Origin of the sequence: Mesorhizobium sp. 113-3-3 (assembly GCF_016756495.1) — a bacterium.
Taxonomy (GTDB): domain Bacteria; phylum Pseudomonadota; class Alphaproteobacteria; order Rhizobiales; family Rhizobiaceae; genus Mesorhizobium.
This window is the reverse complement of sequence record NZ_AP023243.1, coordinates 6,710,883-6,736,853: the sequence shown is the minus strand read 5'-3', so window position 1 is coordinate 6,736,853 and position 25,971 is coordinate 6,710,883. Positions and strand designations below refer to the sequence as shown.

Genomic DNA, 25,971 nt, shown 5'->3' with positions numbered 1-25,971 from the left:
AGGACCTATTGCGCAATTGTGGAGGAAGCTTGGGAAGAACTGAGGAAGAGGTGCATGTGTATCGTTTGCAAGTTTCGGGATGTGAAGAGGCGCTTTGAGGACCCAACCAGATTGCGGGCGCAGCTATGGGGTGATCGCAGGCCAACGGCGCATTTGAAGGCGACCATACCAAAGGCGCGAAGGCTTGTGCTTTGTGAACATGGCGGACACGGCGAACCGCGCTTCTAAGTAACAAGCAAAGCAAAGGACTGAATGCATGGACTCTAAGAGCATCGGCTTTATGCCAGCGGCCGAATTGGCCCAGTTGATCCGTACCAGGAAGATTTCTCCGGTAGAGTACATGAGCGCCTTGCTAGCTCGTATCGCTGAGCTGGAGCCTAAGGTGAACGCCTTCGCCTATCTTGATGCAGATCGCGCAATGGACGACGCGAAAAAGGCTGAAGCCGCCTTGACGAGTGGCGCGAGGATCGGCCTGCTACACGGTGTGCCTGCCACGATCAAAGATCACTCCATCACCAAGGACATGCCGACACAGCACGGCAGCAAGATCTTCGCCGGCCATCAGCCGGCCGAGGATACACAGGTGGTGTCGCGCCTGCGGGACGAGGGTGCGATCATTCTCGGCAAGACCACAGTACCAGAGTTCGGCTGGACGGGCGTTTCGCGTAGTCCGCTCACCGGGATTACGAGCAACCCTTGGAAGCTCGGGTACAATGCCGGCGCCTCCTCGGCTGGCGCTGGCGCTGCGGCGGCGGCAGGTTTCGGGCCGTTGCACCAAGGCGGTGACGGAGCGGGCTCAATCCGCATGCCTGCACACTTCTGTGGGGTGTTTGGACTAAAACCCAGCTTCGGGCGTGTGCCCTACTCTCCACTCGGCGTCGATGATTTCAGTGCCCATGTCGGACCGATAACGCGCACCGTTGCAGACAGCGCTCTCATGCTTCAGGTGATAGCCGGTCCGCACTTCCTGGACCATACGACGCTTGAGGCGGGACCTGCCAACTATCTCGCGCGACTGCACGACGGCGTAAATGGCAGGCGGATTGCCTACAGCCCGAATTTAGGCGTCGCCCGCGTCGATCCTGAAGTCGCGTCGCTCGTGAAGGCCGCCGCCGCGCGTTTTGAAGAGCTTGGCGCAATCGTCGAGGAAGTAGCCACTCCTTGGGCGAAGGATGGGCCGGAGCTGATCCGTTTCTTCTGGTCTGCTCATCAAACTGGCCTCGCCCGGTACCTTCCGCAATGGGAGGCCGATATGGACCCCGGACTAGTCGCCTGTATCAAGCAGTCCAAGGATGTCTCCATCTCGCAATATCAAGAAATGCGTGAGCGGAAGATGCGCTACGTTGAGAAGATACATCGGTGGTTCCAGGACTGGGACTTCCTGCTGACGCCATCGGTTTCGGTCGCCGCCTTTCCCGCCGAGAAGCTGATGCCAGATCACTGGCCTACGCATCCATGGGACTGGATTATGTGGGCGGAGTTCAGCTATCCGTTCAACATGTCCTGGAACCCGGCCGCAAGCGTGCCATGCGGATTTACCCAGAGTGAGCTTCCTGTCGGTCTCCAGATCGTTGGCAAGCGCTTCGATGATCTTGGTGTCTTACAGGCCTCTGCAGCCTTCGAAACGCTAAGGCCATGGGCCAACAAGCGCCCGCAACTCTGAATAGGTTTGCAGGGGCGAATCAACCGTGAGCGTCACGAGCACCCCATCTTGCCGGAGGGCAATGCACTGGCGAGATTTGCCGCCTCATTTTGCGAGCAGTTGACCTGCCACTGAACCTTGATTCAGTGGCGATTAGAGCCTCGGCCGGCGCAGCGAAGTGCGAGGGTGCCCACGGCGCAAGCCGTTCGCCGTGGTCGAGGCCGCTCACTTCGGCTTTCCCATCCGAAATTTATTTCTGACAGTCACCCGGAGTTGACGAAAACGCCGCTCAAAACACAAAGCCTCCCACGTGCAGCGGAAGGCTTTGTTGTTTCGTGTGAACAGATTTAAGGCTTCACGAAAAGCTTTCTCGGCACCGAGGCTAGGCATTCGTTGCCCTCGGGAGTTATGAGAACGGTTTCCGTGATCTCAAATCCCCAGTCGCCATACCAGAATCCGGTCATGAAATGGAATGCCATGCCCGGTTCAAGAACAGTCTTGTCACCTGGCCGCAGGCTCATGGTGTGCTCGCCCCAGTCCGGCGGATATGACAGACCAACCGGGTAGCCTGCGCGGGTGGTTTTGTGCAGGCCATGCTTATTAAGAACCTTGAAGAACGCCTCGGACCAATCCTCACAGGTCGCCCCTGGCTTTGCAACCTGCAGACCGGCCTCCATTCCTTCTAGCGTGGCCTTCTCCGCTTCGATGAAATGTTGAGGTACTTCGCCAAGGCAATACGTCCGGCATGTCGGGACGTGGTAACGCTTGTGCACGCCGGCAATCTCGAAATAGGTGACCTCGTTGTTGAGCAGCGGCCTTTCATCCCACGTAAAATGGCACGAGGAGAGATCGGCGCCAGATGGAGTTATCGGAACGATGGACGGGTAGTCGCCTCCCGCTTCCGGAGTGCCCCGAATCGCGGCATCATAGATGTCCGCAACCAGGTCACACTTTCGCAAGCCAGGTTCCATTTTATCCAGTATTCGTTCGTGCATGCGGGTAACGATCCGTCCCGCGTGGCGCATGTAGTCCAATTCCCTGGGGCTTTTCACAGCCCTCTGCCAGTTTACCAAGACCGTCGCATCAACGAACTTCGCGTTCGGCAGCCGAGCTTGGAGTACCTCGAAGGCAAGAGCCGAGAAATAATAGTTGTCTTTTTCGACGCCGATCGCCCCGCGGTCGAGTTTTCGCTCACCCAGAACCCTGCACAGATCTTCCATCGGATGCCTGTCAGGGGTCTGGTTGAATTCGTCCACGTAGCTGACCACATTCTGTTCCGAAAAGAACACAGTCCGGTTAGCACCATTCTCATCGGAACACCGGCCCCACCAGATGGGGTCACCTTCGGACGGGACAACGACGATTTGGTGGTTGTAGAAGGACCAAGCATCATAACCGGTCAACCAAGCCATATTTGCCGGCTCGCTGACCAGAAGTGTATCAATTCCCCGTTTCTGCATTGCAGAACGGGTCTTCGCTAACCGGCTCTGGTACTCACTTAGCTCAAAACTCAGTTGTTGTGCAGGCATTCACATTGCTCCCGTGCTTCCGGCCGGAAGCCCGCGTATGCGGGATCCCTCGCTGATTTTAGCAAAGCACTCCGGGCAAAAATCCCGCAGATTCAATCAAATGCGCAGGAAAACCGCATTTTAGTCTTTCTGGCAGGCTGGAGTTCGCCCGGCGCAAGATCCAGCCTCTGTTCAGAAAACCAGCACATCGGCTGGTGAGAAACCGATCCTAACGGATTGGCCTACTCCGAAACTTGTCCGTTGGCTGCCGCTCTTTTGAATGGCGAGGACTCTTGGGCCGTGGTCAATATCGATGACGATATGGACATCGGCGCCCAACGGAGCGACGTCGACCACGGTACCGGGCATGGTGTTTTCGTCCATAGTCGCCGGCTCTCCGGCGGCCAGTACGTCGATGTTTTCAGGCCTGATGCAAAGGTCAACCTTGCCGGATGTGTTTGGCTTGGCTTGGCCGCATATCGAGATGCCCGCGACGCTTTCGTAATTAACAAAGCCATTAGCTGCGTCGCGCCAGTTGCTTGCGTTAAACCAATTTGATCTGCCGACGAACTCAGCGACAAATCGATCCGCAGGGTCGTTGTAAATCGCCGTGGGGGATCCGCGTTGTGCAATTCGTCCATCCCGCATGACAACGACCTCGTCTCCCAGACTGAGCGCTTCTTCCTGATCGTGGGTCACCACGATTGTAGTTGCCTCCACCGACCTCAGAATTTCCTTCAATTCGAGGCGAAGTTCCAAACGCAGCTTGGCATCCAGGGCGGACAATGGCTCATCTAGTAGTACGACCTGGGGATCAGTGGCTAAGGCACGTGCCAGCGCGACGCGTTGCTGTTGACCTCCACTCAACTCGCGAGGATATCGCCCTTCCATGCTCCCGAGCCTTACGAGCCCGAGCATTCTGGCAACACGAGCAGGAATCTCGGAGGCAGCGATCCCCCTGTACTTCATCCCATAGGCAACGTTCTGGAACACGGTCATATGAGGGAAAAGTGCGTAGTCCTGGAAAACCAGACCCACGTTGCGATCGTAAGGCTTCAGATGACCGACATCAGACCCGTTGATGATGACTGAGCCTGAATTAGGGGCTGTAAAGCCAGCAATCATGCGCAAGGTCGTGGTTTTTCCACAGCCACTGGGGCCGAGAAGCGATAGTATCGCCCCCTTTTCGATAGTGAGGGATACATCATCGACCGCCAGAAAACTCCCGTATGACTTGGATACCCGCTTCAGCTCAAGAACATTCATGAATTTACGCCTTATCAACGCTGAGGCCGACAACACGGTCGAGACCGACGGTCCGGTCGAGAACCAGCAGCAAAATGAGAGTTACGCCCATCAAACCCACTGCAGCCGCAGCAATGGTAAGATCAAAACTCGACCGCAAAAGCCCAACGAGTGCGACGGGTAGGGTGAAGGTATTGAAATCGCTGAGAAACAAGCTGATCGCGAGATCATCCAAGGAGAAAGCGAACGCAAACACCGCTCCGGCTGCAATGCTGCTTTTGGCCAATGGAAAGTTAATCGTAAGAAATGCCTGAATTTCATTGGCTCCCAAGCTCAACGCGGCTTCGCGCAACGAGCTCTTGACACCGAGGAGGCCTATTAACGCCATCCGAATGCTGTAGGGAATGGTGATTACAAGGTGGCCTGCGATCAGTCGGATGAGGGGGGAACCGATACCAAGTGCTGAAAACAGCATCAGCAATGCGAAACCGATAATCACGCCGGGAACGATGAGCGGCGACAGGAACAGGGACGACAAGACGTCCCGGGCTGCACCGGTCATCCTACTCATTGCGACGGCGGCAAGAGTCCCGACGATTGCAGAAATCAGCGTCGCAGCCGAGGCCACGATCAAGCTGGTGTAGAACCCGGCCCAGAGGTATTGTTCATCCCATAGCTTGTCGAACCACTGGAGCGAGAGGCCTTGAGGAGGAAACGGACCCAGATAATCACGAGAGTCGAAGGCCATTAGAACCGTCGTCACTACGGGAAGTATCAGGAAAACCGCGGTGAGGAGGAAAATTAGTCCAACCACCAGCGTCATCAAACGATCAGCCAGTTGTTTCCGTGACATGGGATTACGACCGATCTGCTAGTGTTGCGACACGTGAGACAATGTAGATCATAACCACGCAAAGTATAATCATAATCACGGAGATTGCTGCGCCGCTCGGGAAATTCGCAACCTCATTGAATCGGCTGTATATAAGGTTTGAAACGAATAGGACGCGACCGCGACCGAGTATCCAGGGTATTGCAAACGCGCTTATACCCATAGTCATAGACACTAGAAATACAGACACAATGCCTCGAACGCATAAAGGTATTGTGATGTTGACATGGGATCGAAAGGCGGAAGTGCCTAGGGACTGAGATGCCTCCAGTAGACGCGGATTGAGATTCTGAATGGTACCGATCAGGATGAGCATTGACATAGGTATGGAGTACTGCAGCAGACCGGCTACAATCATAAAGTAGATGTACTCGCGGCTATTCATGCTAATTCCCAAGGCGGTGAGAAGTGGCGCGAACATTCCGGTCGATCCGAACGTCAGCTCAATCGCATAGATTCGAACGAGATGACTGAGGAACAGCAGGCCCACAGTGATGAAGATTACGCCTTTTCTGACTGTCGGCGTGCTGCGGCGGCTTATGTAGTAGGCAATGGGAAACGCGACGAGAATGGCGACAATGGAGGAAATAAAGGAGAGTGCATACGTCAACGCAAAATATTGGATGTAAACCGGATGCAAAAGCTCGGCATAGCTCGCAAGTGTCAACGGCGCACCACCCACCGAACCGATGCGGCCAGGCGTAAATTCACGAAAGCTTTCGACACCTGCCAGAACCAGGGGCAGCGCGAGTAGGAAGATGAACAGGGCCCCTGCTGGCAGAAGCAATATACCTTGGTTTTTGTCGGCTTTCATAGGACTCAATCAGCTTGTGAAAAAGACTGCGCGTAGACGCTATGCTTACGGCAACCTTGCTTACGGCATCGCGGCTGTGTCTGTCCCGTCACCGGCGGCCAGTAAGCAGGTAGCCTGCGGCCTTCGCCAAAAAAAGAATGCGGCGTTGATCATTTTTGGTTCCCGTTTGTTTTTATGACAATGACGTAAGGTTGCTTGCTGCCCCATTCGCAGCAAACGACGGTATTTTTTTACGTAAGCCTAGCCCTTCTACCTTTCAGATTGAAGTTGGTACGTGCCGGCCGATGAAGCCTGGGCCCGCATTTCGGAATGGCTCGCTAATTCTAGAGATGGTAACAGGGAGCGACTAAGGAAAAAGCTCGTAATTTGCACATCCATGCAGGTTTGCGGCGAATTTCGGGAAAAATGCCTGCGAAAGCTGGCGATCGGCAAGCTTCTAATGAAATTTCCCCCGCAGCAACACGGCAGGCCTCGGACACGATGACCGGTCCTGACATCTCGCCTGTCAAATGCAATGACCTTAATTTCCCTCACCCAGACGAGAGGAATTCCGCAAAATCGGATTTCCGGCCATTTGCCGGAAAGTACGCAGGAAACATGCGTTTGAACGTTGAGGTTCGCTGCTAAAGGACCGATAGGGGTGGCATCCTGGTCCCCGGCACACAGATGCTCGTCCCTGCCCAGTGTAGGCGCCGCAATGAGGGGAACGGTGAACGGCCCATACCATCGGTGTTGAGGCTAAACCGCTTTGGTTCATGGCTCACTCAATAGGAGGTATTAATGGAATCTGCAAAATGCTCGCGAACATCGTCGCCCCGCTCGGCTGCTGGCATCTTTTTCAAAACTCTTGTCGCGGCCGGTATTGCGGCTGCGGCTGTCGTCGCAAACGCTTTTCCGGCGTCTGCGCAGTCGCTTTTGGAAAAGATCAAGAAAGGCGAGCCGGTCAGGATAGGATTTTCCAACGAGTTGCCTTGGGCGTACCCGGGGAAGAATGGTGAGCCGCTCGGCTTTATGAACGCCATTACGATCGATGTTCTGAAAAAGCTCGGTACGGCCAAGGTGGAGCCCATCCTCACTGAGTGGGGCTCCCTCGTTCCTGGTCTCCAAGCCGGACGTTTTGATGTGATTACGGGCGGCATGTACATCACCCCGGAGCGATGCCGCAACGTTCTGTTCACCGAACCACTCGGGACCTTCTCTGATGCACTGGTGGTGCCAAAGGGCAATCCTGAGGGCTTGCACTCCTATAAGGACATTCTCGACAAGGGTCTGACCTTGGTCATAGCCACGGGATCAGTCTTCGTTAAGCAGGCGATAGATGCTGGCATACCCGATGACAGGACGATGCAGGTAGCCGGCAATCCCGAGGTCGTCCAGGCCGTCAAGTCGGGCCGCGCTTCAGCCGGTAGCGGCTCCTACTTTACGCTCAAGGAGTCAGTCGACATGGATCCTGCACTCGAGCTCGCCGAACCTTTCGAAGCACCGGGCGGTCGGGCCTATCCGGGTCTGGCGTTGCTCCCCAGCCAGCAGGCTGACGTGGACGCTTTCAATGCCGCGCTGAAAGCCTATATGGGCACGGAACAGATGATGAACGCGGTCAGCAAGTACGGCTACACCAAAATCAATCTGCCAGATGGCACAAAAACAGCGGATCTGTGCAAATCGTAGACTAAGGCGCTAAAGGCGGGACTGTTCAGTTTGTCCCGGGCAGGTTGCTGCGTCTGATTGTCGGCCTCGCCGGGGTTATCTCCAAGCAGGACGCCTAAATGGTGCGCGGCGAGAAGGTCTCGGTTATCGGTCCCTCCGGCTCAGACAAGACTACCGTCCTGCGCACGTTGATGACTTTGGAAACCCTGGCGGTGTGAATCTGGGTCGAGGGCGAACCTCTCACACACATGCGAAAACGTGACCAGCTGGTGCCGGCAAAGGAACGGTATATACTCTCCGCATCTAACGGCCCTGCAAAATTTGCATGGAGGTTCCCATCGCGGTGGTCGGTTCGGATTCGTCGAGTGAAGCTTAGCGCAATCTTCCTTCGGGAAGGTCATATAGGCCAGCACGTCGGGCATGGCGTCGTCCGATTGTCGCCAGCTTCGGCACCTTCGGCCGGAGCTGGTCGGCGACGGCGCGCCATTGTACGGACGCGGCCTCGCGCGTCTCCTGGGCGGAGCGGTGGCGATGAAGGCTGAGACGACCCTGCGGCCGCTCTTGCTGGCAGTCCATGTCGCCGACAGCAGCTTGGTGGCGGCGGCCTTGAGGCTTTCGTGCGCATCGGAGACGACGAGCTTGACGCCGCGCAGGCAACGACGGGTCCTCGGTCCAGATCGGCTCAGCCTCAGCTCCACCCGAGCGAACGCTGACCGCCGCGCATTACATAAGGGGCGTCAACATTGGACGGCGATCTTCTGACCACCCGATAACCCGTTGGACGTTGAGCTCAAGACGGCTAAATTGGGGGCAGCGGACCGAGGATTTGGCTCCTGGGATCGCTGCCCTCTCATACCGGTGATAACTCAGGCGACGATATTGGGGTTCGAAACCTGTATCCCCACATTCCGGGTCTGCACGTAACCGTCGAGTGCTTCCACGCCCTTTTCCCGGCCGTAGCCTGATTTGTTGATCCCGCCAAAGGGCGTTTCCACACCGCTTACGTACCAGCCATTAACGTAGACGTGCCCTGCCCACAGCCGCTCTGCAGTCCAGAGAGCCTTGTCTAAATCTCGGGTGAAAACGCCTGCTGCCAGTCCCTGGTCAGTCCCGTTGGACAAATTAACTGCCTCTTCGGCACCGTCGAAAGTTGTGATCGCCAGCACAGGACCGAAGGTCTCCTTTTGGAAGAGGTCGCTTTCAGGTCGGACGTCGGCGAACACTGTGGCTCCCACGTAATACCCGCTGCGGTCCGACAGGGCAGCTCCGCCGGTAACCGTGCGAGCACCCTGTTGCTGGGCAGTCTGGCAGGCTCGCGCAACACTAGTCTGTTGTTTCCGTGAGATCAGCGGTGTGATGTCGCAATCGTCGCGGCCTCGGCCGACCGACAAGGATTCAACGCGATCCTTGAGCCTTTCGATGAGTTCCTGGGCAATGGAGCGATCAACCAATAGTCGGGTAAGGCCGTTGCAATTCTGTCCAGCGTTCATGAAGGTGCCGATCCGGATGGATGCCAATACTGCATTGAGGTCAGCATCGGCGTGGACAATCGCCGCTGATTTGCCGCCCAGCTCCATGATGCATGGTACGATACGCTCTGCTGCAGCGCGCAAGACCCTCTGTCCAGTGGCCATCGAACCTGTAAAGACCAGGTGCCGAACTTCTGGATGATCGATCAATGACTGGCCCGCAGTGTGCCCATAGCCGCTCAGAACATTTACCGCCCCGGCCGGCACACCCGCAGCCTCACAGGCCACAGCCATGGCGACACCCGAGAGGGGGGCAAGTTCCGGCGATTTCACGACCACCGAGTTGCCCGTAGCCAAGGCGCAGGCAAGGGACCTTGCGGTCAGTTCCAGTGGAAAGTTCCACGGAACAATATGGCCTGAAACCCCAAACGGGCTGGGAATTGTGTAATCGACAAGATTAGCGCCACGCGGGATCGACCGGCCTTCATGCTTGTCCGCCAGGCCGCCGTAATAGCGAAGATATCTTACAGTGGTCTGGACTTCCGATACGGCTACGTTCAGGGCCTTCCCCGTATCGTCGCAGAGCATTTCCGCCAGTTGTGCACTTCGGCTTTCAATCTGTTCAGCGATGCGGAAAAGCATCCTTCCCCGATCATAGGGGTGCATATCGATCAGAATCCGTTCGCGGAACACACGCTGGGCCGCTTTCACGGCGAGTTCGACCTCGTCACGGCCTGCATCGGCAACGACTGCAAAAACTTCCCCAGTGGAGGGGTCGTCGACCTCGATGCGGCCTCCGGTGGAGGAGTCTCGCCATTCTCCATCGATGTAGTTCTTAAGAACCTCGCTGCCGGCCATGTATCCCGATCCCTTCGTTGTATGTTTGGATTGTCTCGGCAGTCGCCGATGCGCATTAATGGTTGGCCGTCAGGTCCGGCGGGATTGCGATTGGGAGCACGCCATACCGTGCCCCCAACGCGTTTTTGCACCCAAATGACGGGTTTTCCTCACGCAAGACCTAGTTGAGGGTTTTGCTCACGGTTTCGACACTATCGCGAATGACCGAAAGGCCGCGGCGGAGATCTTCTTCAGTGATCGTGAGCGCTGTCATGAACTTTACCACTTCTCCGTACGATCCCGCCGTTTCAATCACCAAGCCACGGCTTAGAGCTTCCTTCGACACTGCGGATGCGAAGTGGCGATGTTTTTGGCAAACAAGACCAAACATCAGTCCACGACCGCGGACGGTGAGTCCGAGGGCCGAAAATTCTTCGGCGATCGCTTTGAGAGATTCAGCCAATACGGCTGATTTCTCGGCAATTTGCTTTTCAAACTTGTTGTCTGACCAGTAAACTTCAATTGCCCTGCGCGCGGTGATGAAGGCCAGATTGTTGCCCCGGAACGTGCCGGTGTGTGCCGCTGGGGCCCACACGTCGACCTCCGGCTTCATCAGGATAAGAGACATTGGTGTGCCATAAGCCGACAGCGACTTTGACAGAGTTACAATGTCGGGGATGATCCCGGAGGTCTCAAAGGCGAAGAACTTGCCCGTGCGGCCTATACCGGCCTGAATTTCATCGCAGATGAGCAAGATGCCATGCTGGGTTGTCAGTTCGCGCAGCCGCTTCAGCCAAGGCGTGCTGGCGATGTTAATGCCACCTTCGCCCTGAACTGCTTCCAGAATGACAGCAGCGGGCTTGTCTAAGCCGCTGTTCGGATCAAGGAGAAGGTTTTCGAAATAATCTAGGGTGTCGATTCCTTCGCCGAGGTACCCATCGTACGGCAGCATCGTGACGTTCGCGAGTGAGATACCGGCCGCCGTGCGGAACTCCTTGTAGCCGGTCGCCGCAAGGGCGCCGACACTGACGCCGTGAAACCCGTTGGTGAAAGCCACAACGTTTGATCTACCTGTCGCGAGGCGAGCGAGCTTCAGGGCTGCTTCAACGGCATTCGTGCCGGTGGGTCCCGGGAACTGCAGCTTGTAGTTAAGCCCACGCGGCAGGAGAATATGCTTCTCAAAGGCCTCCATGAAAGCCCTTTTCGCCGTCGTGGCGAGATCCAGACTGTGGACGATGCCGTCGCGCTCGATGTAGTCCAGCAGAGCCTGTTTGAAAGCGGGATTGTTATGCCCATAATTGAGAGCGCCCGCCCCACCGAAGAAATCGATGAACTCACGACCGTCTGCGCCCACCAGCTTTGTGTTGGACGCGTGGTCGAATAAAACCGGAAAGGAGCGGACATAGCTGCGGACTTCAGATTCGAGCCGATCAAATAGCTCCAGGCTCGTGTCATTGATGGGAGTGAGTGGCTTGTTCATAGCGAATCCTTGTTTTGACGGCCGGCCCAAGACAAGGAAGGCCGGGAACACAGGGCGCTGGCGCTAAACGTCAGGCGCTGCCCTTGGCTGAACGTAACAAGGCCGCCTCACCGTTCGTCGCTGAATTGCGGTCTTTTGCGCCGAAATTCTGCAAAAATCGGCTTGTACTATTTAGCATCGTGCGAAAATTGGGATCTTGCGCAAAAAAACCACCGATGGGTCGCCTTTGCCGGCAGAAGCTCAATATTCCAGCATTATGCGTTGGTAGATTTGGACAGCATAATCCAGCTGATCCAAGGTAATATACTCGTTGCTGGTATGGGCTTGAGCCATGCTACCGGGGCCAATCACTACACAGGATACCCCAGCGAGTTGGCTAGCATCCGTTCCCCAAGGCGCACCCGTAAACCTGCCAGTTCCTGCCACATCTTTGCAGATTAGGGAGGCCACCTCCGCAATTCGGCTACCTTCGGCACTTAAGGGAGCGGGGTCTTCCAGCGCCGGAAGGAGTGAGCGGGCGATAATCTTGTATTCGCTTTCACGGAAGTGTTTGAGAATATCCTCGACCTCTTGAATGGCTCCCTGTGGAGACTCTCCAGGAGTTAGTCGACGGTCGATCCAGATCCGGCAGGCCGGGGGAACGGTTGTCAGTTCTATCCCACCTTCAATCAGGCTTACGGTCAGGGCAGGGGGGCCGACGAGCGCATTTTCGCGTAAGCTTAGGTTCCTGTTCAGCTCTTCGAGCGCTAATATGATCCGAGCCATCCCGGTGATCGCGTTGACGCCCAGGTGCGGTCTCGAAGAATGAACCGGTATACCTTCGACTTCGACCTGCCAGCGGACTGACCCTTTGTGGGCTACTACCAATTCCAAGCTTGTTGGCTCGCCGACGACGGCGGCTTCGTAGGCAACACCGGAATCTGCTACGGCGCGAGCGCCGATTTTGCGGTATTCCTCGTCAATACTGGCCACCAGGACTACCGTGGCTTTCGGTTTTCGTGCTCCAAGCGTGCACAGTGCCCTTAGCATTGCTGCGAGGGAGCCTTTGGTATCACAGCTGCCCCGGCCGTGGAGAAGCCCGTCTCGGATATCTCCCGAAAACGGATTATCCTCCCATTTCTCAACCGGCACGGTATCCGTGTGGGCAATGAACAGGATGCGCCGGTCGGGATCCGTTCCAGGCACCCAAGCCACCAAATTCGGGCGCCCGTCCTTCACTTCCTGAAGCTCACAAGCTAACCCGCGTTCCTCGCAATATTTCTGCAGGTAAAGAGCCATAGCCCGTTCACCGCTCCCGGTCTTGGACAGAGAGGGGTTGACGCTCTCAATGCGCGTCAAGTCCTGTAGGAGCGATACCAGCTGTGGATCGGGCGAAGGCATGATGGACCTCTTTTGGGGTAGAATGCGATCAGGCGGGGCGGGTCAACCAGCCCTTAGCTATGTCAATAACTTGATCGACCTCATCGGCCGTATTGTAGAGATGAAGTGAAAACCGCAGCATCCCACGGCGGGCGGATGCGATGATCTTGTGCTGCGCCAGATGATCCCGCAACGATGCCACATCTAACTGGTGTGATGATTGACCGCCGAGCAGTGACATGTCGCCTACCGCCACAATACTGCTGGAGCCTGGTCGAAGCAGTCCCCCGCATACAGGCATGCCCAGACCATGAAGACCGGTTGCGAGACGGGCCGCCAGACCGGTTACGTGGCGCTCGATCCTTTCCATTCCGACGGCACTCAGCTGCCGGATGGATGCTGTTACCGCGATTAGACCCGGGAAGTTATAGTGCCCGATGTCAAAGCGGGTTGCGCCAGGGCGGAGAGTAAACGTGTCGGATACCGGAGCAGATTCCAAAGCCTCGCCGAGATCTACGCTGAATCTCGCAAGATAGGCCGGCAGAAGCCGGTCGGCCCATTGCCGCCGGCAATACAAAAAGCCGGATCCGTAAAGACCCATAAGGCCCTTGACTGTCGAGACAGCCAGCCCATCGATGCCCAGATCGCGCACATCAGTGGCAAGAATGCCTACTGATTGCGTGGCGTCTGCTAGGAGGAAGACCCCCTTTTGGTTGCAAAGCCTGGCAATTGCCGAGACCTCGGTCCGGAAGCCGGGCACCATCGTCACCGTGGCGATCGTAACAACGCGGGTTCGGCTGTCGATGGCTTTACCCAAAGCTTCGACGTCAATCTGCCCGTTGAGTGGCTCGATCGTCCGGACTTCAACCCCCTGACGAGCCTTTAATTGCAGCCATGGGAGAATGTTGTTGGCGTGTTCGAGTTTCGGGCAGAGAATTATGTTGTCGCCCTCTTTCCAAGCGAATGCATTGGCAATGATGTTAATCCCCTCCGAAGCGTTTTTCGTCAGGGCGATCTCATTTGTCTGAGCGCCGATAAAGCGGGCGAAAAGCTCGCGGGTCTCCTCTACCTTAGCCAACTGGTGCAGTTCGTCATTGATGCCGACGAGCCTGTTGTTAAGGTGCTCATTGATGGAATCACGGACTGCTAGCGATATGAGGCCCTGGTTCGCAACATCCATGTAGATAAACTCACTGGTCGCCGGGAAATCTTTGCGGATGGCGTCAAGAAACGGGGGGGGGCTTTCAGTCGCAACTGTTTGATTCAAGATCGTAATCCAAAGTTGAGCAAACCAGACGCCATCGTGGGCGGCCCCAGCAGGTTACACGTCCCACCCGTCCGTCTTGCAGCTTTGAGAGCCGGCGAGCCGCATAATTTCTGCGCCGCAGGCCAATGTAGCGAAGGGACGCTGCTGATCTTTTGTAATCATCGCCCGGCGGTGTTCACAGACGCAGCTAGGCGCCACCAAGTTGTGTTGTAAGCTCGCCGTCCTCTCCGCCCCCGCCCAACATAACCGTTTCGGTGCAAAAGAACCCGAAAAATCTTTGGCTTCGCGGCTTTCATGCGCAGAGCGCTCGAAATATGCCGGACTTCAACATTATGGACGGTGAAATCCCGAGTTTTACGTCCTGAGCCTTGTTAGGATGGCAGGGACAACAACATCGCAATTGTGCGCCTGGTATGTGGCCTGCTGGCTCGCGGCAAGTTGAGGCTGTATGACAAACTATTCTGCGTTTGAATCATTAAGGCACGCTGTCTCGGGTCGGCCATGGTCCCGCGCTTGGCGCAATCCTGAACCAAAGTCGCAATATGACGTGGTGATAGTGGGCGGCGGCGGACATGGACTTGCCACCGCCTACTACCTGGCCAAGGAATTCGGTATTCGTAACGTTGCAGTTCTCGAAAAATCTCACATCGGGTCCGGCAATGCCGGTCGGAACACAACTATCATTCTGGCAAATTACCTGCTGGCGGGTTCGACCGAGTTTTATGGGCATTCTCAAAAGCTCTGGGATACGCTTTCGAGCGAACTGAACTTCAACGTCATGTTTAGTCCGCGCGGGCAGATCCTTCTGCTGAATTCATCAGAGGACGTGGATGGGGCAGTGAGGCGTAGCAACATAATGCTTCGCCACGGCATTGATGCGCGTTTGCTAGACCGCGCGGCAATGCAGAAATTAGTACCGCACCTGGATTATCGGCCGACAGCACGCTTTCCGATCTGGGGAGGGTTGCTTCAACCGAGCGGGGGGACTGCCCGCCATGATGCGGTCGTCTGGGGATACGCCCGCGCTGCATCACAGCTCGGAGTCGACATAATTCAGAACTGTGAGGTTACCGGTTTCCTCCGAGATGGCGGCCGCATTACCGGTGTGGAAACAACCAGGGGTCGCGTCCTGTCCAAGAAAACGGCAATGGCGGTGGCGGGTCATACCTCGCAGCTTGGCGAAATGGCCGGTCTGCGGCTTCCTATAGAGAGCCATCTCCTGCAAGCCTTTGTGTCTGAACCATTGAAGCCACTTCTCGACCACGTGATCGACTTCGTGTCACACGGTCAATTCTACATCAGCCAATCAGATAAGGGTGGGATGGTATTCGGCGGCGATCTCGACATGTACAACTCATACGCTCAACGGGGCAATTTGCCGGCTGTTCGTGACGTAGCTTCTCTAGCGGTTTCACTAATGCCGTGCCTAGGCAGGGTCCGTCTGGTGCGGCACTGGGGTGGCATCAATGATATGACCATGGATGGCTCGCCCATCATTTCAAAGACACCGCTCGAAGGTCTCTATCTTAGCGGTGGATGGGGTTATAGCGGATTCAAGGCAACGCCGGCGTCAGGCTGGTGTTTTTCTCACCTAATTGCTCGAGGTGAGAATGATCGCCTGTCAGCACCATTTTCACTCGATAGATTCGCGCGAGGCGCAACTATCGACGAGGCCGGCACCGGCCCCATTCCAAGGCTTCACTAATGCGCATCAGCTGTCCTTTCTGTGGCGAACGCGACCACAGTGAATTCACGTATGGTGGCGACGCTAGCGTGACGTTTCCCGAACTTGATGCGTCACTCGAGGAGTGGAATGACGCGGTCTATATAAGGTCAAATCCCAAAGGTGTGCTTCGCGAAAAGTGGCATCACTCTGGTGGCTGCCGGATTTGGCTGGTCCTCGAACGCGATACCTTGACCCACTCCATTTCCCAGGTCGAGCCGGCGCGCCTCACCATTTCGGAGCTCGTGAAATGACCGCCTTCCGCTTTGAAGTTGGGGGTGCGCTGGATCGGGATCGCCCGGTCGAATTCTCGTTCAATGGGCGCCGCCTCCAGGGTTATACGGGTGACACATTGGCGTCGGCTCTGTTGGCAAACGGTGAGTGCTTGGTAGGCCGTAGCTTCAAGTATCATCGGCCACGTGGAATCATGAGTGCAGGCCTTGAGGAAACGTCTGCGCTGCTGACTGTAGGAAGGGGGGCAAGCGCTACCCCGAACACTCTCGCGACCACGGAGGAGCTTTGCCAAGGCTTGGAAGCCTACAGCCAGCATTGCTGGCCCTCGCTTCGCTTCGACATCGGCGTCCTCAACCAGCTGTTCACGCGGTTTCTCGGCGCGGGATTTTATTATAAGACCTTTATGGGCCCCGGCAAAACGTCGCGAAGCTGGATGTTTTACGAGCGTTTCATTCGCAGGGCCGCCGGGTTGGGACGCGCCTCTCGCGAACCTGATCCGGACAGATATGAAAATGTTGAAGGCTTTTGCGACCTTCTCGTTGTCGGAGCTGGTCCTGCGGGTCTTGAAGCGGCACGCGTCGCGTCTGGGGCCGGACTCAATGTGATATTGGTGGAGCGCGACTTTCAACTGGGCGGAAACCTCTTGCAGGAGACCGTCCCGATTGAAGATGTGACTGCGTCGGCTTGGCTGGCGTCAAGAGAACGATATCTGCGAGCGTCCCCAAATATTCGTATCCTCACGCGTACGACTGCTTTTGGTATTTATGACCATGGGGTCGTCGGCTTAGTTGAACGTCTGCAGCGTTCCCCCGGAGAATTGGACAATACCGCCAGGGAACGGCTGTGGACCATTCGGGCCAAGCGAGTCGTCGTGGCAGCCGGTGCCATCGAGCGTCCCCTCATCTTCGGCAACAACGACCGGCCCGGCGTCATGCTGGCCTCGTCGATGCGAAGCTATGCAAATCGGTGGGCAGTGGCTGCGGGCAAAAGCGCCGTCATCGTCACGAATAATGACAGCGCATACATTGCAGCGCGCGATCTGGCCAAGGCGGGCATTGTCACGATCCTCGTTGATGCTCGCGAGAAAGCGTCCGGCTCCATGGTCGATGCGGCCTTGGCCGCGGACGTCGAGGTCCGTTTTGGACGTGTACCGCTGAGGGCTAAAGGCCGTAATGGCGTCACAGGGTTACAGATAGGTGACCCCAACGGAGGCCATGCAGAGATCATTCGCTGTGATGCTATCGGGATGTCCGGCGGATGGTCGCCTACCCAACATCTGCTTAGCCAGCGAGGCGTCCGGCCCGTGTGGAGCGATGAGCTTGCTGCTTTTCTGCCCGGCGAGACCCGAGAGCCTATCCGGTGCGTCGGCGCGGCTTCTGGTGTATGGGGAAATGACGAATGCCGCGATTCTGGGTGCGCTGGCGGAGCGGAGGCGGCGATTGCGCTAGGCAAAACGATCGTAAAGCCAGGTTTCCCGCCAGCAGGCGGATGGGATAACCCCATTCGCCATCATGTGTTGAATTCGATTAAAGGGAAAGCATTTGTCGACGTCCAAAATGACGTAACGCTGGGCGACATTATCCTAAGCACATCGGAGGGTTACGACGCTCCGGAGCTGCTGAAGCGCTATACGACACTGGGTATGGGAACAGACCAAGGACGAACGTCTGCCGTCAATGCCTTAGCCCTAATCGCAAAAATGCGGGGGCGGCAGATCAGTGAAGTGGGAACGACGACATTCAGGCCGCCGTTTGCGCCGGTTTCAATCGGTGTATTAGCGGGTTCTGACCCAGGTCAACGTCTTTATCCCACGCGTCGTTCTCCTGTGCACAATGCGTCGATAAGCCAGGGCGCGAACATGATAGAGTCAGGTTTCTGGCTGCGCTCACAATACTTTCCACAAGGCGCCGAAAGCCTTGAGGCGGGTTACCAGCGGGAGATGCGAATGGTCCGAAGGTCCGTTGGCATCTGCGACGTGTCATCTTTCGGCAAAATATCGGTCCAAGGCCCGGATGCGGGAGAATTTCTGAACCGGGTGTATGTCAACGCCTTCAAATCATTGCCGGTGGGCAAGGCACGTTATGGTGTCATGCTGCGCGACGACGGCTTGGCAATGGACGACGGGACCTGCTGGCGCGTTGGTGAGTTCGACTACCTTGTGACAACCACAACCGCCTGCGCGGGCAAGGTCTTGTCTTGGTTAGAAGAATTGTTGGAGACGCGATGGCCGGACCTGCGAGCCTCCGCAACTTCGGTCACCGAGCAGTGGGCGGCCATATCTATCGCCGGGCCACGATCGCGCGAATTGTTGGAACCGATAATCACCGGCATGAAATTGGATAACGACGCCTTTCCTTTCATGGGGGTCCGCGAAGGAAAAATCGACGGTGTCGACTGCCGTGTTGCTCGGATAAGCTTTTCGGGTGAGCTCGGGTATGAGGTCTACGTGCCAGCGGATTTTGGGGAAAATACCTGGAACCTGCTGCTTACTGGCGTGAAAGGTCTTGGTGGAGGCCCGTACGGAACTGAGACTCTGGACGCACTGGCAATTGAAAAAGGTCATATAGTAGGTGGCGAACTGGACGGTCGTTCAACACTGGACGACTTGGGCTTGGGGCGCATGGCATCCGGCAAAAAGCCCTTTGTCGGATCCGTCATGCGCCGCAGACCCGAACTATGCAACGATAACCGGGCTCAATTGGTGGGATTGGTGCCTGTGACGGATGGTGAAACGTTTGAAGTGGGCTCCATCCTCTGCCAGCAGCAGGACCTCAGCGGCCATGGATTGGGTTGGGTGACTTCTGCAATCGAAAGTCCCTCTCTCGGTCATTGGATCGGGATTGGTATGCTGAATGGCGGCCTCTCCAAATGGGAAGGTAGAACGCTCCTGGCTGACAATCCGATCCGCGGCGTCCGTTATCTCGTGAAGGTCGTTTCGCCTCACTTCATAGACCCTGAAGGAAAACGGCTCCATGGCTAAGCGCATTTACCCAACAGAGGGCTTGGCGACAGTTTCCGAGGTCACCTACCAGCCTTCACAAACTGTGGTCCAATACCATGCTTGGCCGCAACGTTATGTTGAGATGGCTGGGACTTTGGCGGCCCAGTACAAGCTTTCCACTTCGCCAACACCGGGAAAGGCCGTATGCGGTGCCTACGCATCCCTGCTGCGCGTCCACCCACAACGCCTTTGGTTGGTTGGCGGAGATCTCGCACCGGACGTCAAACCCGACCTTCCGCCTGATATTGGCTGCGTCCAGGATTTATCCCATGCCTGGCACACGATACAGGTCGACAGCTCTATAGCCTCCCAACTGCTGAACCAGTTTGTGAGTGTGAATCTCGTGCCGCAGCATTTTCCGGTCGACAGCGTCGCATTGACGCCACTGCATGGGATCGGTGTGGTTTTATGGTGCCGACCAGGCGGAATCAGTGTTTTGACACCACGCAGCTTTGCACAATCAATCTGGCACGCGCTGGTCGAAACCCGCAGGAGACTTCCTAGCCAAAAGCCGTTGTGACGGGATCGCGCAAGGTTGTCTTGCTCAGCACTTATCGCAACTGGGGCTGGACGACCCTCCGGCTCATAATGCCCGAAACTGCGTGTAGGCTTTTCGATGCATGAAAACGCTCACGGCTGGCTTGAGAATGCAGGTTTCCTGCAGAAAGCGGTCAAAATTGTCTATTGCCCGTAAACTGCCACTGCTATCGTTCCAACGTGAATACTCAGTACCCCGCTGCTCCATCGCGGCAGGCGACTGCGACGATTAGGATCTAATCACCAATGGAATCTAAGCTCACACCTTCGCTTGGCGTATTGGCGCTTGACCAGGGACCGCGCGATCCCGCCAGGGAAAACGAAGTCGGCTCTATCCAAAACCCGGCCTCGATCGATTTCCCCACGATCACCGAGGTGCCTGAAGGTTCTTTTGGAGAGCGCGTTTTGCGCGGTGACCCAGCTTTGGAGCCCTCCTACATCGCAGCGGCGCGACGCTTGGTGGAGCAAGGCGCTGTGGCCATCAGTTCAAATTGCGGTTTCACAATACGATTGCAAGGTGCGGTGGCCTCTTCAGTCCAAGTTCCGGTGGCGATGTCCAGCATGCTTCTGCTGCCGATGCTATTGAAGCAGCTGCCGGCGCCGGCGAAGATTGCCGTTCTCACGTACGACTCAAACTACGTAAGCGAAGATATGATCGGCTTGAGCGACCCGCAAGACCGGGCGAGGGTTGTTGTCGGCGGTATTGAGGGTAGCCAGTTTTGGCACGACGAGCTGAAGATGCCGGCGCCTCCGTTTGACGTCGTGGGTCTGGAGAAAGTCGTCTCTGAGCGTGTGATGAAGTTGCGGGAAGAGCACCCGGAAATTGCGGCTATTTTGTTCGAATGTGCGGTTTTCCCCGCTGTTTCTCCGGCTATTCGCCGCCTCACAAACCTCCCAGTATACGACCTCACTTTGCTCTGCAGAATGATGCTAGCGGCAATCGGTAAGTAAATTGATGCAGGGAGGACAGATCGCGTGTCTAAAACACGATAGCGTAAACTTTGCTTCGTTGCAGAGGAGAGGCAGTAATACGCCCAAAGACATTGAAGCGACGAGCATATCGACGCTTACGAATATGTATCAACTATAAAAAAGGGAACCTGAAATGAATAGAATGACACGGCGTCAATTCACCAAACTGGCTTCATCGGCGGCTGTATTGTCTACAGCAGGACCGCTGTCTCTGGGCCGAGCCTTGGCTGCAGAAAAGATCACTGCTGTAGAGTGGGGGGGAACCTATCTTGATGCCAGCCAAGCGATAGCAGCTAAGCAGACGCATGTGGACGTTAACTGGCAGCGTCACGCGGGCGGCGCCATGGTCATTATGTCAAAGATCAAATCCACATGGCCAAAGCCAGGAATCGATCTGCTTTCAGGATGGGACCCATCTTGGCAGATGGTCGCGAAAGAAGGATGGGCTGAACCAGTTACACTGGAACAAGTTCCCAACCTCGCCGACATCCCGCCTAAGTTGCTCGTGAAGGACGGGGGTGGCAATATCGTCAACATCCCGCGAACCGTTGCGTCCACGTTCTGGATTTACCGCAAGGACACCATCCCTTTTGAGATTACGAAGGTCGAAGATCTTCTAGACCCGCGGCTGAAGGGCAAAATCTGCTGGAATGTGCCCTCGCTCGGCTCAAACCTTCAGATGGTCATGCTGGCCCTTCACAAAGGCGGCGACGAACGAAACTTGGAGCCCGCATGGGATTTCGTGAAAGAGCTCGCCCGTAGCGGTAATATCGGCCGCGTCGCCAATTCCGATCAGGACATGACAAGTTCGATAAGCACCGGCGAAACAAGTATGGCCTTCGCAGCCGCGTTTGTCATTAAGGATCTCGCCAGGAACTTCCAACTCCACTATTTGAACAAGATGGACACAGCGTCAGGTTTCCGAACGTTCATCTACCAGGAAGGATGGACGGTGCTTAAGGGTGGCAACACGAAGGCTGCTTTCGATTTCGCCAACTTTGCGATCAGTCCGGAGAATGACGCCACCTTCAACCAGATCTCAGGAGCTGGGTTGCCCGCCAACGTCAAATCGGTGGTCTCTGAAGAGTTAAAACCATTCTCGCTCAATAGCGAGGAAATGAATCTTCATGCTTACATCCCTGACTGGGCCTACCTGTCTGAACAGGAAGCCGTTTGGCAAAAGCGGTGGGAACAGGAAATCGCTCCATTGTTGTAACAGCTCAATAGGGACGGGTTGCACCGGGCGCTAACTTGCGTCTGGTGCAGCCTGCGTACCCCGCAGATGCCTATTGGTGAGGAACTTTGGGTACTATGGCGGACAGGCGACCGTGCGTTTTTCTCAGGCGGGCTTTGCCCACCGACATTTCGTTCATTATCCGAACAGAGCAGATCCCAGCGTATAGGGATTTTATCGACCAATGGAACGAGTCTCAGCATCTGACCGCCATCGCTGATCCGGACTATCGATATTTTCTGGCGGAATCTGACGGCATCCCTGTGGGCTTCGCGATCTCGAATGGTTGGCGAGCAGCGGAAACTTCGATTTTCGTTAAGCGGCTCGCCGTGACGAAACAAGGGGGTGGGTACGGTCGCGCCATGATGTCTGCGCTAATCGAAACTGTATTTGCCGAATCTTTGGTGGACCGCCTTCGGCTTGGTTGTTTTCCCGAAAATCTGAACGCGAGGAGAAGTTACGAGGCGATCGGTTTCAAGCTTGAAAGCGTGGCGCGGGGGTGCTCTATTTTTCGCGGAAAGCTTCGCGACGAGCTGATCATGGCCTTTGAGCGGTCCGATTGGAAAAGCGGGAGAGCCGACGAAGTTCTACCCATTCCTGGGTAATGTGACATCTGAAGAACGAAGAGACACCGTACTCAGAACGCTTGTCATACACGTACGGTTGACACAGCAAGGCTCAGGTACCCTTTGATGAATGCGTCGCTTTCACCTCGCGCGGGGGATATCCAAACCGCTTGTCTGATTGGATATACCAACCGCCTCTCGGTCCGTGCGGGTGAAAGCATCGAGGTCAAAGTTTCCAGCAGCTTTACGCAGGACTACGCTGCAGACCTAGTGAGGATTTTCTCAGCAGACCCTAACCCAAAGGGACCCGGTTTGGACCTAAGGCCGGTTGCCTCGCCTTTTGAGGGGGCATATCCTTCGGTCTCCAAGCAAATACAGCTGGGTTCTTATGGAGTCATCCCTCTGCAAGGCGCAGATCTGAGGGAAAATACGTTCTCCATCCGGTTTCAGCCTCGGCTGCTACGTTCGTCTCCGCAGACCTTGTTCTCCTTCGCCGACTTGGAGGGCATATCTGTTTCCATCGCCATCACAGATACCCAGCTCGTCTGTCGCACGCCAGCCCAAGTGAGTTTCAAGGAACTCAGCTTAAGAATTGGCCAGTGGTACGAACTGCGCATTGCAGTGCATGGCCATGCGTTGGATGTCGTCGGGTACAATGTAGCTGACGGATTACAAATCGTCGGACACCAAGTCTTCGGATACAATCAGAAAAGCGCAAATGAAAAGGTGGTCCTGGCTGCGACGCCGCGCGATGCTGACTGCTCGATGTTCGAATTTTTTTTCAACGGTCGGCTTGAAGCACCTACTCTCCTTCGTGGGTCTCAATTGCCGCAAAGGCTTGACGGGACACAGCCAATGCCTGATGCGATGCTCGCATGTTGGAACTTTGGTCTGGAAATGTCGACGCCGACAATCCGTGACACTGGCCCGTTGAGGCTGGATGGACAACTTTTCAACTTGCCCACTAGAGCCGTACGAGGCTCGCACTGGTCGGGCACGGAGATGTGCTGGCGCCACGCGCCCGACGAGTATGCGGCGGTCCATTTCCATGAAACCGATCTCTATGATGCGAAGTGGGACACAGATTTCACCTTTGATACAGCGCCAGACCTGCCCAGCGGTGTTTACGGCATCCGACTGAGATGCGGCGGTGCCGAGGATATCATTCCATTCTTTGTGCGGCCGTCCAAGCAGTCTTGTAGGGCAAGGATTGCCATACTTTTTTCGACTTTCACCTACGTTGCCTATGCAAATCACCCTCGTTCAAATTTCGGCGCCGAATATGTCAAACGCCGAGACGAATGGAAATCATACCCCTACCATCCAGCGGAATATCCTCAATACGGTCGGTCCCTTTATGATCTGCATGCCGATGGCACTGGTATTATGTTCAGTTCCATACTTCGACCGCAACTCAACATGCGTCCCGGATATTTCGCCTATGTAGACCATTATGGCTCTGGTCTTCGGCATTTCCCGGCTGATATGCACCTAATTTCTTGGTGCGACGCCAAGGGCATTTCTGTTGATATTGTCACGGACCATGATTTGCAGGATGAAGGGACGGCCGCGTTAGCGGGCTACTCGCTGGTACTCACGGTTACGCATCCGGAATACCACACGAAGAGGACTCTCGACGCTATCGAAAGTTATATCTCCAGCGGTGGAGGCTTCGGATATTTGGGAGGTAATGGCTTTTACTGGCGCATCGCAACCAACGAGCTGTTTCCTGGTGCCATTGAAATCCGACGGGCAGAGGCTGGAGCAAGAGGATGGGAGTGTGAGCCGGGCGAGTATTTCCACGCATTTGACGGCCAGAATGGTGGGCTGTGGTTGAAGAACGACAGACCTCCGCAAAGAATATTCGGAATAGGAATGTCGGCGCATGGCGACTTCCTTGGTACGCACTTCGTCCGGACCCCGGCATCGTACGATGAGCGGTTCGCAAGGTTTTTCGAAGGCATCCAAAGCAAAGAATTCGGTGGCTTCGGGTACTCGGGAGGTGGCGCCGCAGGTTTTGAGGTCGATGTCGTCGACGCAAGCCTCGGTACGCCTCCCGAGACGGTAGTGCTTGCTACCACTGAAGGTATTCCTGGGGAATATTTCTGCGCACCGGAGAAGGCGTTCTGGCCGGAAATCCACACGGCGGAGTGGCAGTCGGCCCAAGTACGAGCAGATTTGTGCATCGTTCCCAAGCAGCTGGGGAATTTTGTCTTTTCGACGGGCTCGATCCTGTTCTGCGGAAGTCTCCCATTCAATGAGTACGATAACGACATCTCAAGGCTTTTGGAAAACGTGGTTCGCGAGTCCTTAGCTCGATACGATGAGTTGGAGCGCCGGCTAATAGAATTAGAGCCATGCCTTTCCGGTTGACGGTGCCTAAAATGCCACCTTTGTTTTTTTCAGGAGAAATCCGCAGCGCATCCCAGATTGGGCTTTCGCCAATAGGCAGCGAGCGGTAAGAATTCCCCTCATGCAGTAAACCTGCGTGTCAGTCGTGATAAGTGAGGTTTCGGGGTGGAACTGGACCGGATTGATCGTAAACTCCTCGTCGCTGTTCAGCAAAATAATCGGCTCACGACAGAAGAGTTAGGCAGTCTTGCAGGGGTGTCGGCAACCGCCTGCCAAAGGCGCTTGAAGCGCCTTCGTGACGAAGGAGTGATCCAGGCGGACGTCTCAGTGATATCTCCAGATGCTGTAGGCCGGCCACTAATGTTGCTGGTGTCGATCGACCTCGAGCGCGACCGCTACGATATTATCGACCGGTTCAAGCAGGCGATACGAAGGACACCTGAGATTGTCAGTGCCTATTTCGTCACTGGAAACGCGGACTTTGTGTTGCTCGTTTCCGTCCGCGACTTAGCAGAGTACGAGTCCTTCTCGCGTCGGTTTTTCTACGAGAACAGCGATGTGAAAGGTTTCAGCACGATGGTGGTCATGGACCGAACTAAGACCTCTCTGGCCATCCCGATAGATGGCTAGAGTTGCCGTAGCAGCTATCAAAGGGGACCTTTTCTCGAGAATAGGTCCCCTTACCTAACGCCTTGCGGCGAAACGAGGTGACGCCGGTGCTTCCTCGCGACCGCGGGCCTCTTTGGAATATGCCTTGCGATTGGATGTGTGGTTGTTCGTTGGGTCATAGTCGATATACGCCGTGGAGGTCGCCCGTCTTCAGTGATCTCTTGCTATCAAGGAGAGCAGGGTGCAGCCTGAAAAGCGCAGGGCCGCGCCCATTTCGCACCTCAGCGGCTTCGCCCCTCCCTGAAGCATTGGTAGCCACCGACCACTCTACAGAACTTAGCCCGTTGGCCAACTCGGGCCAGTCAGCCGGATTAATCCAGCGGAATACGAGATTGATCATCGTTTTTCTCAGCGAATCGCGCTTGGGAAGTAATGGACAAAGCTACCGGCCACCACGAGACGAGCTGCGATTTTTGACACGGAATGGTGGTGTCCTTGCGCAAGCTTTTTTCTTTTCCCGCCCGAAAGCAGCAGGCAGCCGCCCGCGACCCGCCCCATGCTTTCCCGGTATATCGGAGCAAGA

19 protein-coding genes and 1 pseudogene are annotated in these 25,971 nt (G+C 55.9%); 11 read left to right on the top strand and 9 right to left on the bottom strand.

The window, feature by feature from the left end; genetic code table 11:
• The first annotated feature begins 256 nt into the window (after nt 1–256).
• Nucleotides 257–1,663 carry an amidase family protein gene (locus tag JG746_RS32370; RefSeq protein WP_027056486.1) on the top strand — a complete coding sequence of 469 codons (1,407 nt, stop codon included), beginning with the start codon at nt 257–259 and terminating at the stop codon, nt 1,661–1,663.
• A 326-nt stretch (nt 1,664–1,989) separates the two neighbouring features.
• Here the strand turns inward: JG746_RS32370 and doeA are convergent, their stop codons facing one another.
• The 4 genes from doeA to JG746_RS32350 form a co-directional block, all read right to left on the bottom strand.
• The gene (doeA, locus tag JG746_RS32365) at nt 1,990–3,171 is read right to left on the bottom strand and encodes an ectoine hydrolase DoeA (RefSeq protein ID WP_202324265.1); all 1,182 of its coding nucleotides are present in this window, start codon (nt 3,169–3,171) and stop codon (nt 1,990–1,992) included.
• 171 nt (nt 3,172–3,342) lie between these two features.
• Nucleotides 3,343–4,416 (bottom strand): ABC transporter ATP-binding protein, encoded by a 1,074-nt coding sequence (locus tag JG746_RS32360; protein WP_202324264.1) that lies wholly within the window; start codon nt 4,414–4,416, stop codon nt 3,343–3,345.
• A 4-nt stretch (nt 4,417–4,420) separates the two neighbouring features.
• On the bottom strand, nt 4,421–5,218 hold the full coding sequence (locus JG746_RS32355) for an ABC transporter permease (protein WP_244730588.1): 798 nt from the start codon (nt 5,216–5,218) through the stop codon (nt 4,421–4,423).
• Between the two features lie 34 nt (nt 5,219–5,252).
• Nucleotides 5,253–6,101, bottom strand: a complete 849-nt coding sequence (locus JG746_RS32350) for an ABC transporter permease (RefSeq protein ID WP_027056482.1) — start codon at nt 6,099–6,101, stop codon at nt 5,253–5,255.
• A 780-nt stretch (nt 6,102–6,881) separates the two neighbouring features.
• Between JG746_RS32350 and ehuB the strand changes: the two genes are divergently transcribed.
• Entirely contained in the window at nt 6,882–7,769 is an 888-nt protein-coding gene (ehuB, locus tag JG746_RS32345; RefSeq protein WP_202324258.1) for an ectoine/hydroxyectoine ABC transporter substrate-binding protein EhuB, read from the top strand.
• A gap of 332 nt (nt 7,770–8,101) precedes the next feature.
• Here ehuB and JG746_RS32340 read toward each other — a convergent pair.
• The 5 genes and pseudogenes from JG746_RS32340 to JG746_RS32320 form a co-directional block, all read right to left on the bottom strand.
• Nucleotides 8,102–8,447 (bottom strand): annotated as a pseudogene (locus JG746_RS32340) (transposase); the annotation flags it as partial.
• 167 nt (nt 8,448–8,614) lie between these two features.
• A complete protein-coding gene (locus tag JG746_RS32335) occupies nt 8,615–10,075 on the bottom strand; it encodes an aldehyde dehydrogenase family protein (protein WP_027056479.1) in 1,461 nt (486 codons plus the stop codon).
• 160 nt (nt 10,076–10,235) lie between these two features.
• Nucleotides 10,236–11,534 (bottom strand): diaminobutyrate--2-oxoglutarate transaminase, encoded by a 1,299-nt coding sequence (ectB, locus tag JG746_RS32330; protein ID WP_202324256.1) that lies wholly within the window; start codon nt 11,532–11,534, stop codon nt 10,236–10,238.
• 240 nt (nt 11,535–11,774) lie between these two features.
• Nucleotides 11,775–12,914: a M20 family metallopeptidase gene (locus JG746_RS32325; protein ID WP_202324252.1), complete on the bottom strand. Its 1,140-nt coding sequence runs from the start codon at nt 12,912–12,914 to the stop codon at nt 11,775–11,777.
• 28 nt (nt 12,915–12,942) lie between these two features.
• The gene (locus tag JG746_RS32320) at nt 12,943–14,160 is read right to left on the bottom strand and encodes an aminotransferase class V-fold PLP-dependent enzyme (protein WP_244730587.1); all 1,218 of its coding nucleotides are present in this window, start codon (nt 14,158–14,160) and stop codon (nt 12,943–12,945) included.
• A 448-nt stretch (nt 14,161–14,608) separates the two neighbouring features.
• On the opposite strand from JG746_RS32320, the gene JG746_RS32315 reads away from it, so the two are divergent.
• The 9 genes from JG746_RS32315 (at nt 14,609) to JG746_RS32275 (ending at nt 25,409) form a co-directional block, all read left to right on the top strand.
• On the top strand, nt 14,609–15,865 hold the full coding sequence (locus JG746_RS32315) for a sarcosine oxidase subunit beta family protein (RefSeq protein WP_202324250.1): 1,257 nt from the start codon (nt 14,609–14,611) through the stop codon (nt 15,863–15,865).
• The gene (locus JG746_RS32310; protein ID WP_202324247.1) at nt 15,865–16,137 is read left to right on the top strand and encodes a sarcosine oxidase subunit delta; all 273 of its coding nucleotides are present in this window, start codon (nt 15,865–15,867) and stop codon (nt 16,135–16,137) included. The genes JG746_RS32315 and JG746_RS32310 overlap by 1 nt, the downstream gene beginning before the upstream one ends.
• Complete coding sequence (locus JG746_RS32305) at nt 16,134–19,097, top strand: sarcosine oxidase subunit alpha family protein (RefSeq protein ID WP_202324245.1); 2,964 nt, start codon at nt 16,134–16,136, stop codon at nt 19,095–19,097. The genes JG746_RS32310 and JG746_RS32305 overlap by 4 nt, the downstream gene beginning before the upstream one ends.
• On the top strand, nt 19,090–19,638 hold the full coding sequence (locus JG746_RS32300; protein ID WP_202324243.1) for a hypothetical protein: 549 nt from the start codon (nt 19,090–19,092) through the stop codon (nt 19,636–19,638). Before JG746_RS32305 ends, JG746_RS32300 begins: the two co-directional genes overlap by 8 nt.
• Nucleotides 19,639–19,901: 263 nt before the next feature.
• Nucleotides 19,902–20,606: a hypothetical protein gene (locus tag JG746_RS37360; protein ID WP_027056473.1), complete on the top strand. Its 705-nt coding sequence runs from the start codon at nt 19,902–19,904 to the stop codon at nt 20,604–20,606.
• Nucleotides 20,607–20,760: 154 nt separating this feature from the next.
• On the top strand, nt 20,761–21,843 hold the full coding sequence (locus tag JG746_RS32290) for an ABC transporter substrate-binding protein (RefSeq protein ID WP_202324240.1): 1,083 nt from the start codon (nt 20,761–20,763) through the stop codon (nt 21,841–21,843).
• A gap of 95 nt (nt 21,844–21,938) precedes the next feature.
• Complete coding sequence (locus tag JG746_RS32285) at nt 21,939–22,466, top strand: GNAT family N-acetyltransferase (RefSeq protein ID WP_202324238.1); 528 nt, start codon at nt 21,939–21,941, stop codon at nt 22,464–22,466.
• Nucleotides 22,467–22,553: 87 nt separating this feature from the next.
• Nucleotides 22,554–24,800, top strand: coding sequence for a N,N-dimethylformamidase beta subunit family domain-containing protein (locus tag JG746_RS32280; protein WP_202324236.1), 2,247 nt, complete (start codon nt 22,554–22,556; stop codon nt 24,798–24,800).
• 144 nt (nt 24,801–24,944) lie between these two features.
• Complete coding sequence (locus JG746_RS32275) at nt 24,945–25,409, top strand: Lrp/AsnC family transcriptional regulator (RefSeq protein ID WP_027056471.1); 465 nt, start codon at nt 24,945–24,947, stop codon at nt 25,407–25,409.
• Nucleotides 25,410–25,971 lie beyond the last annotated feature (562 nt).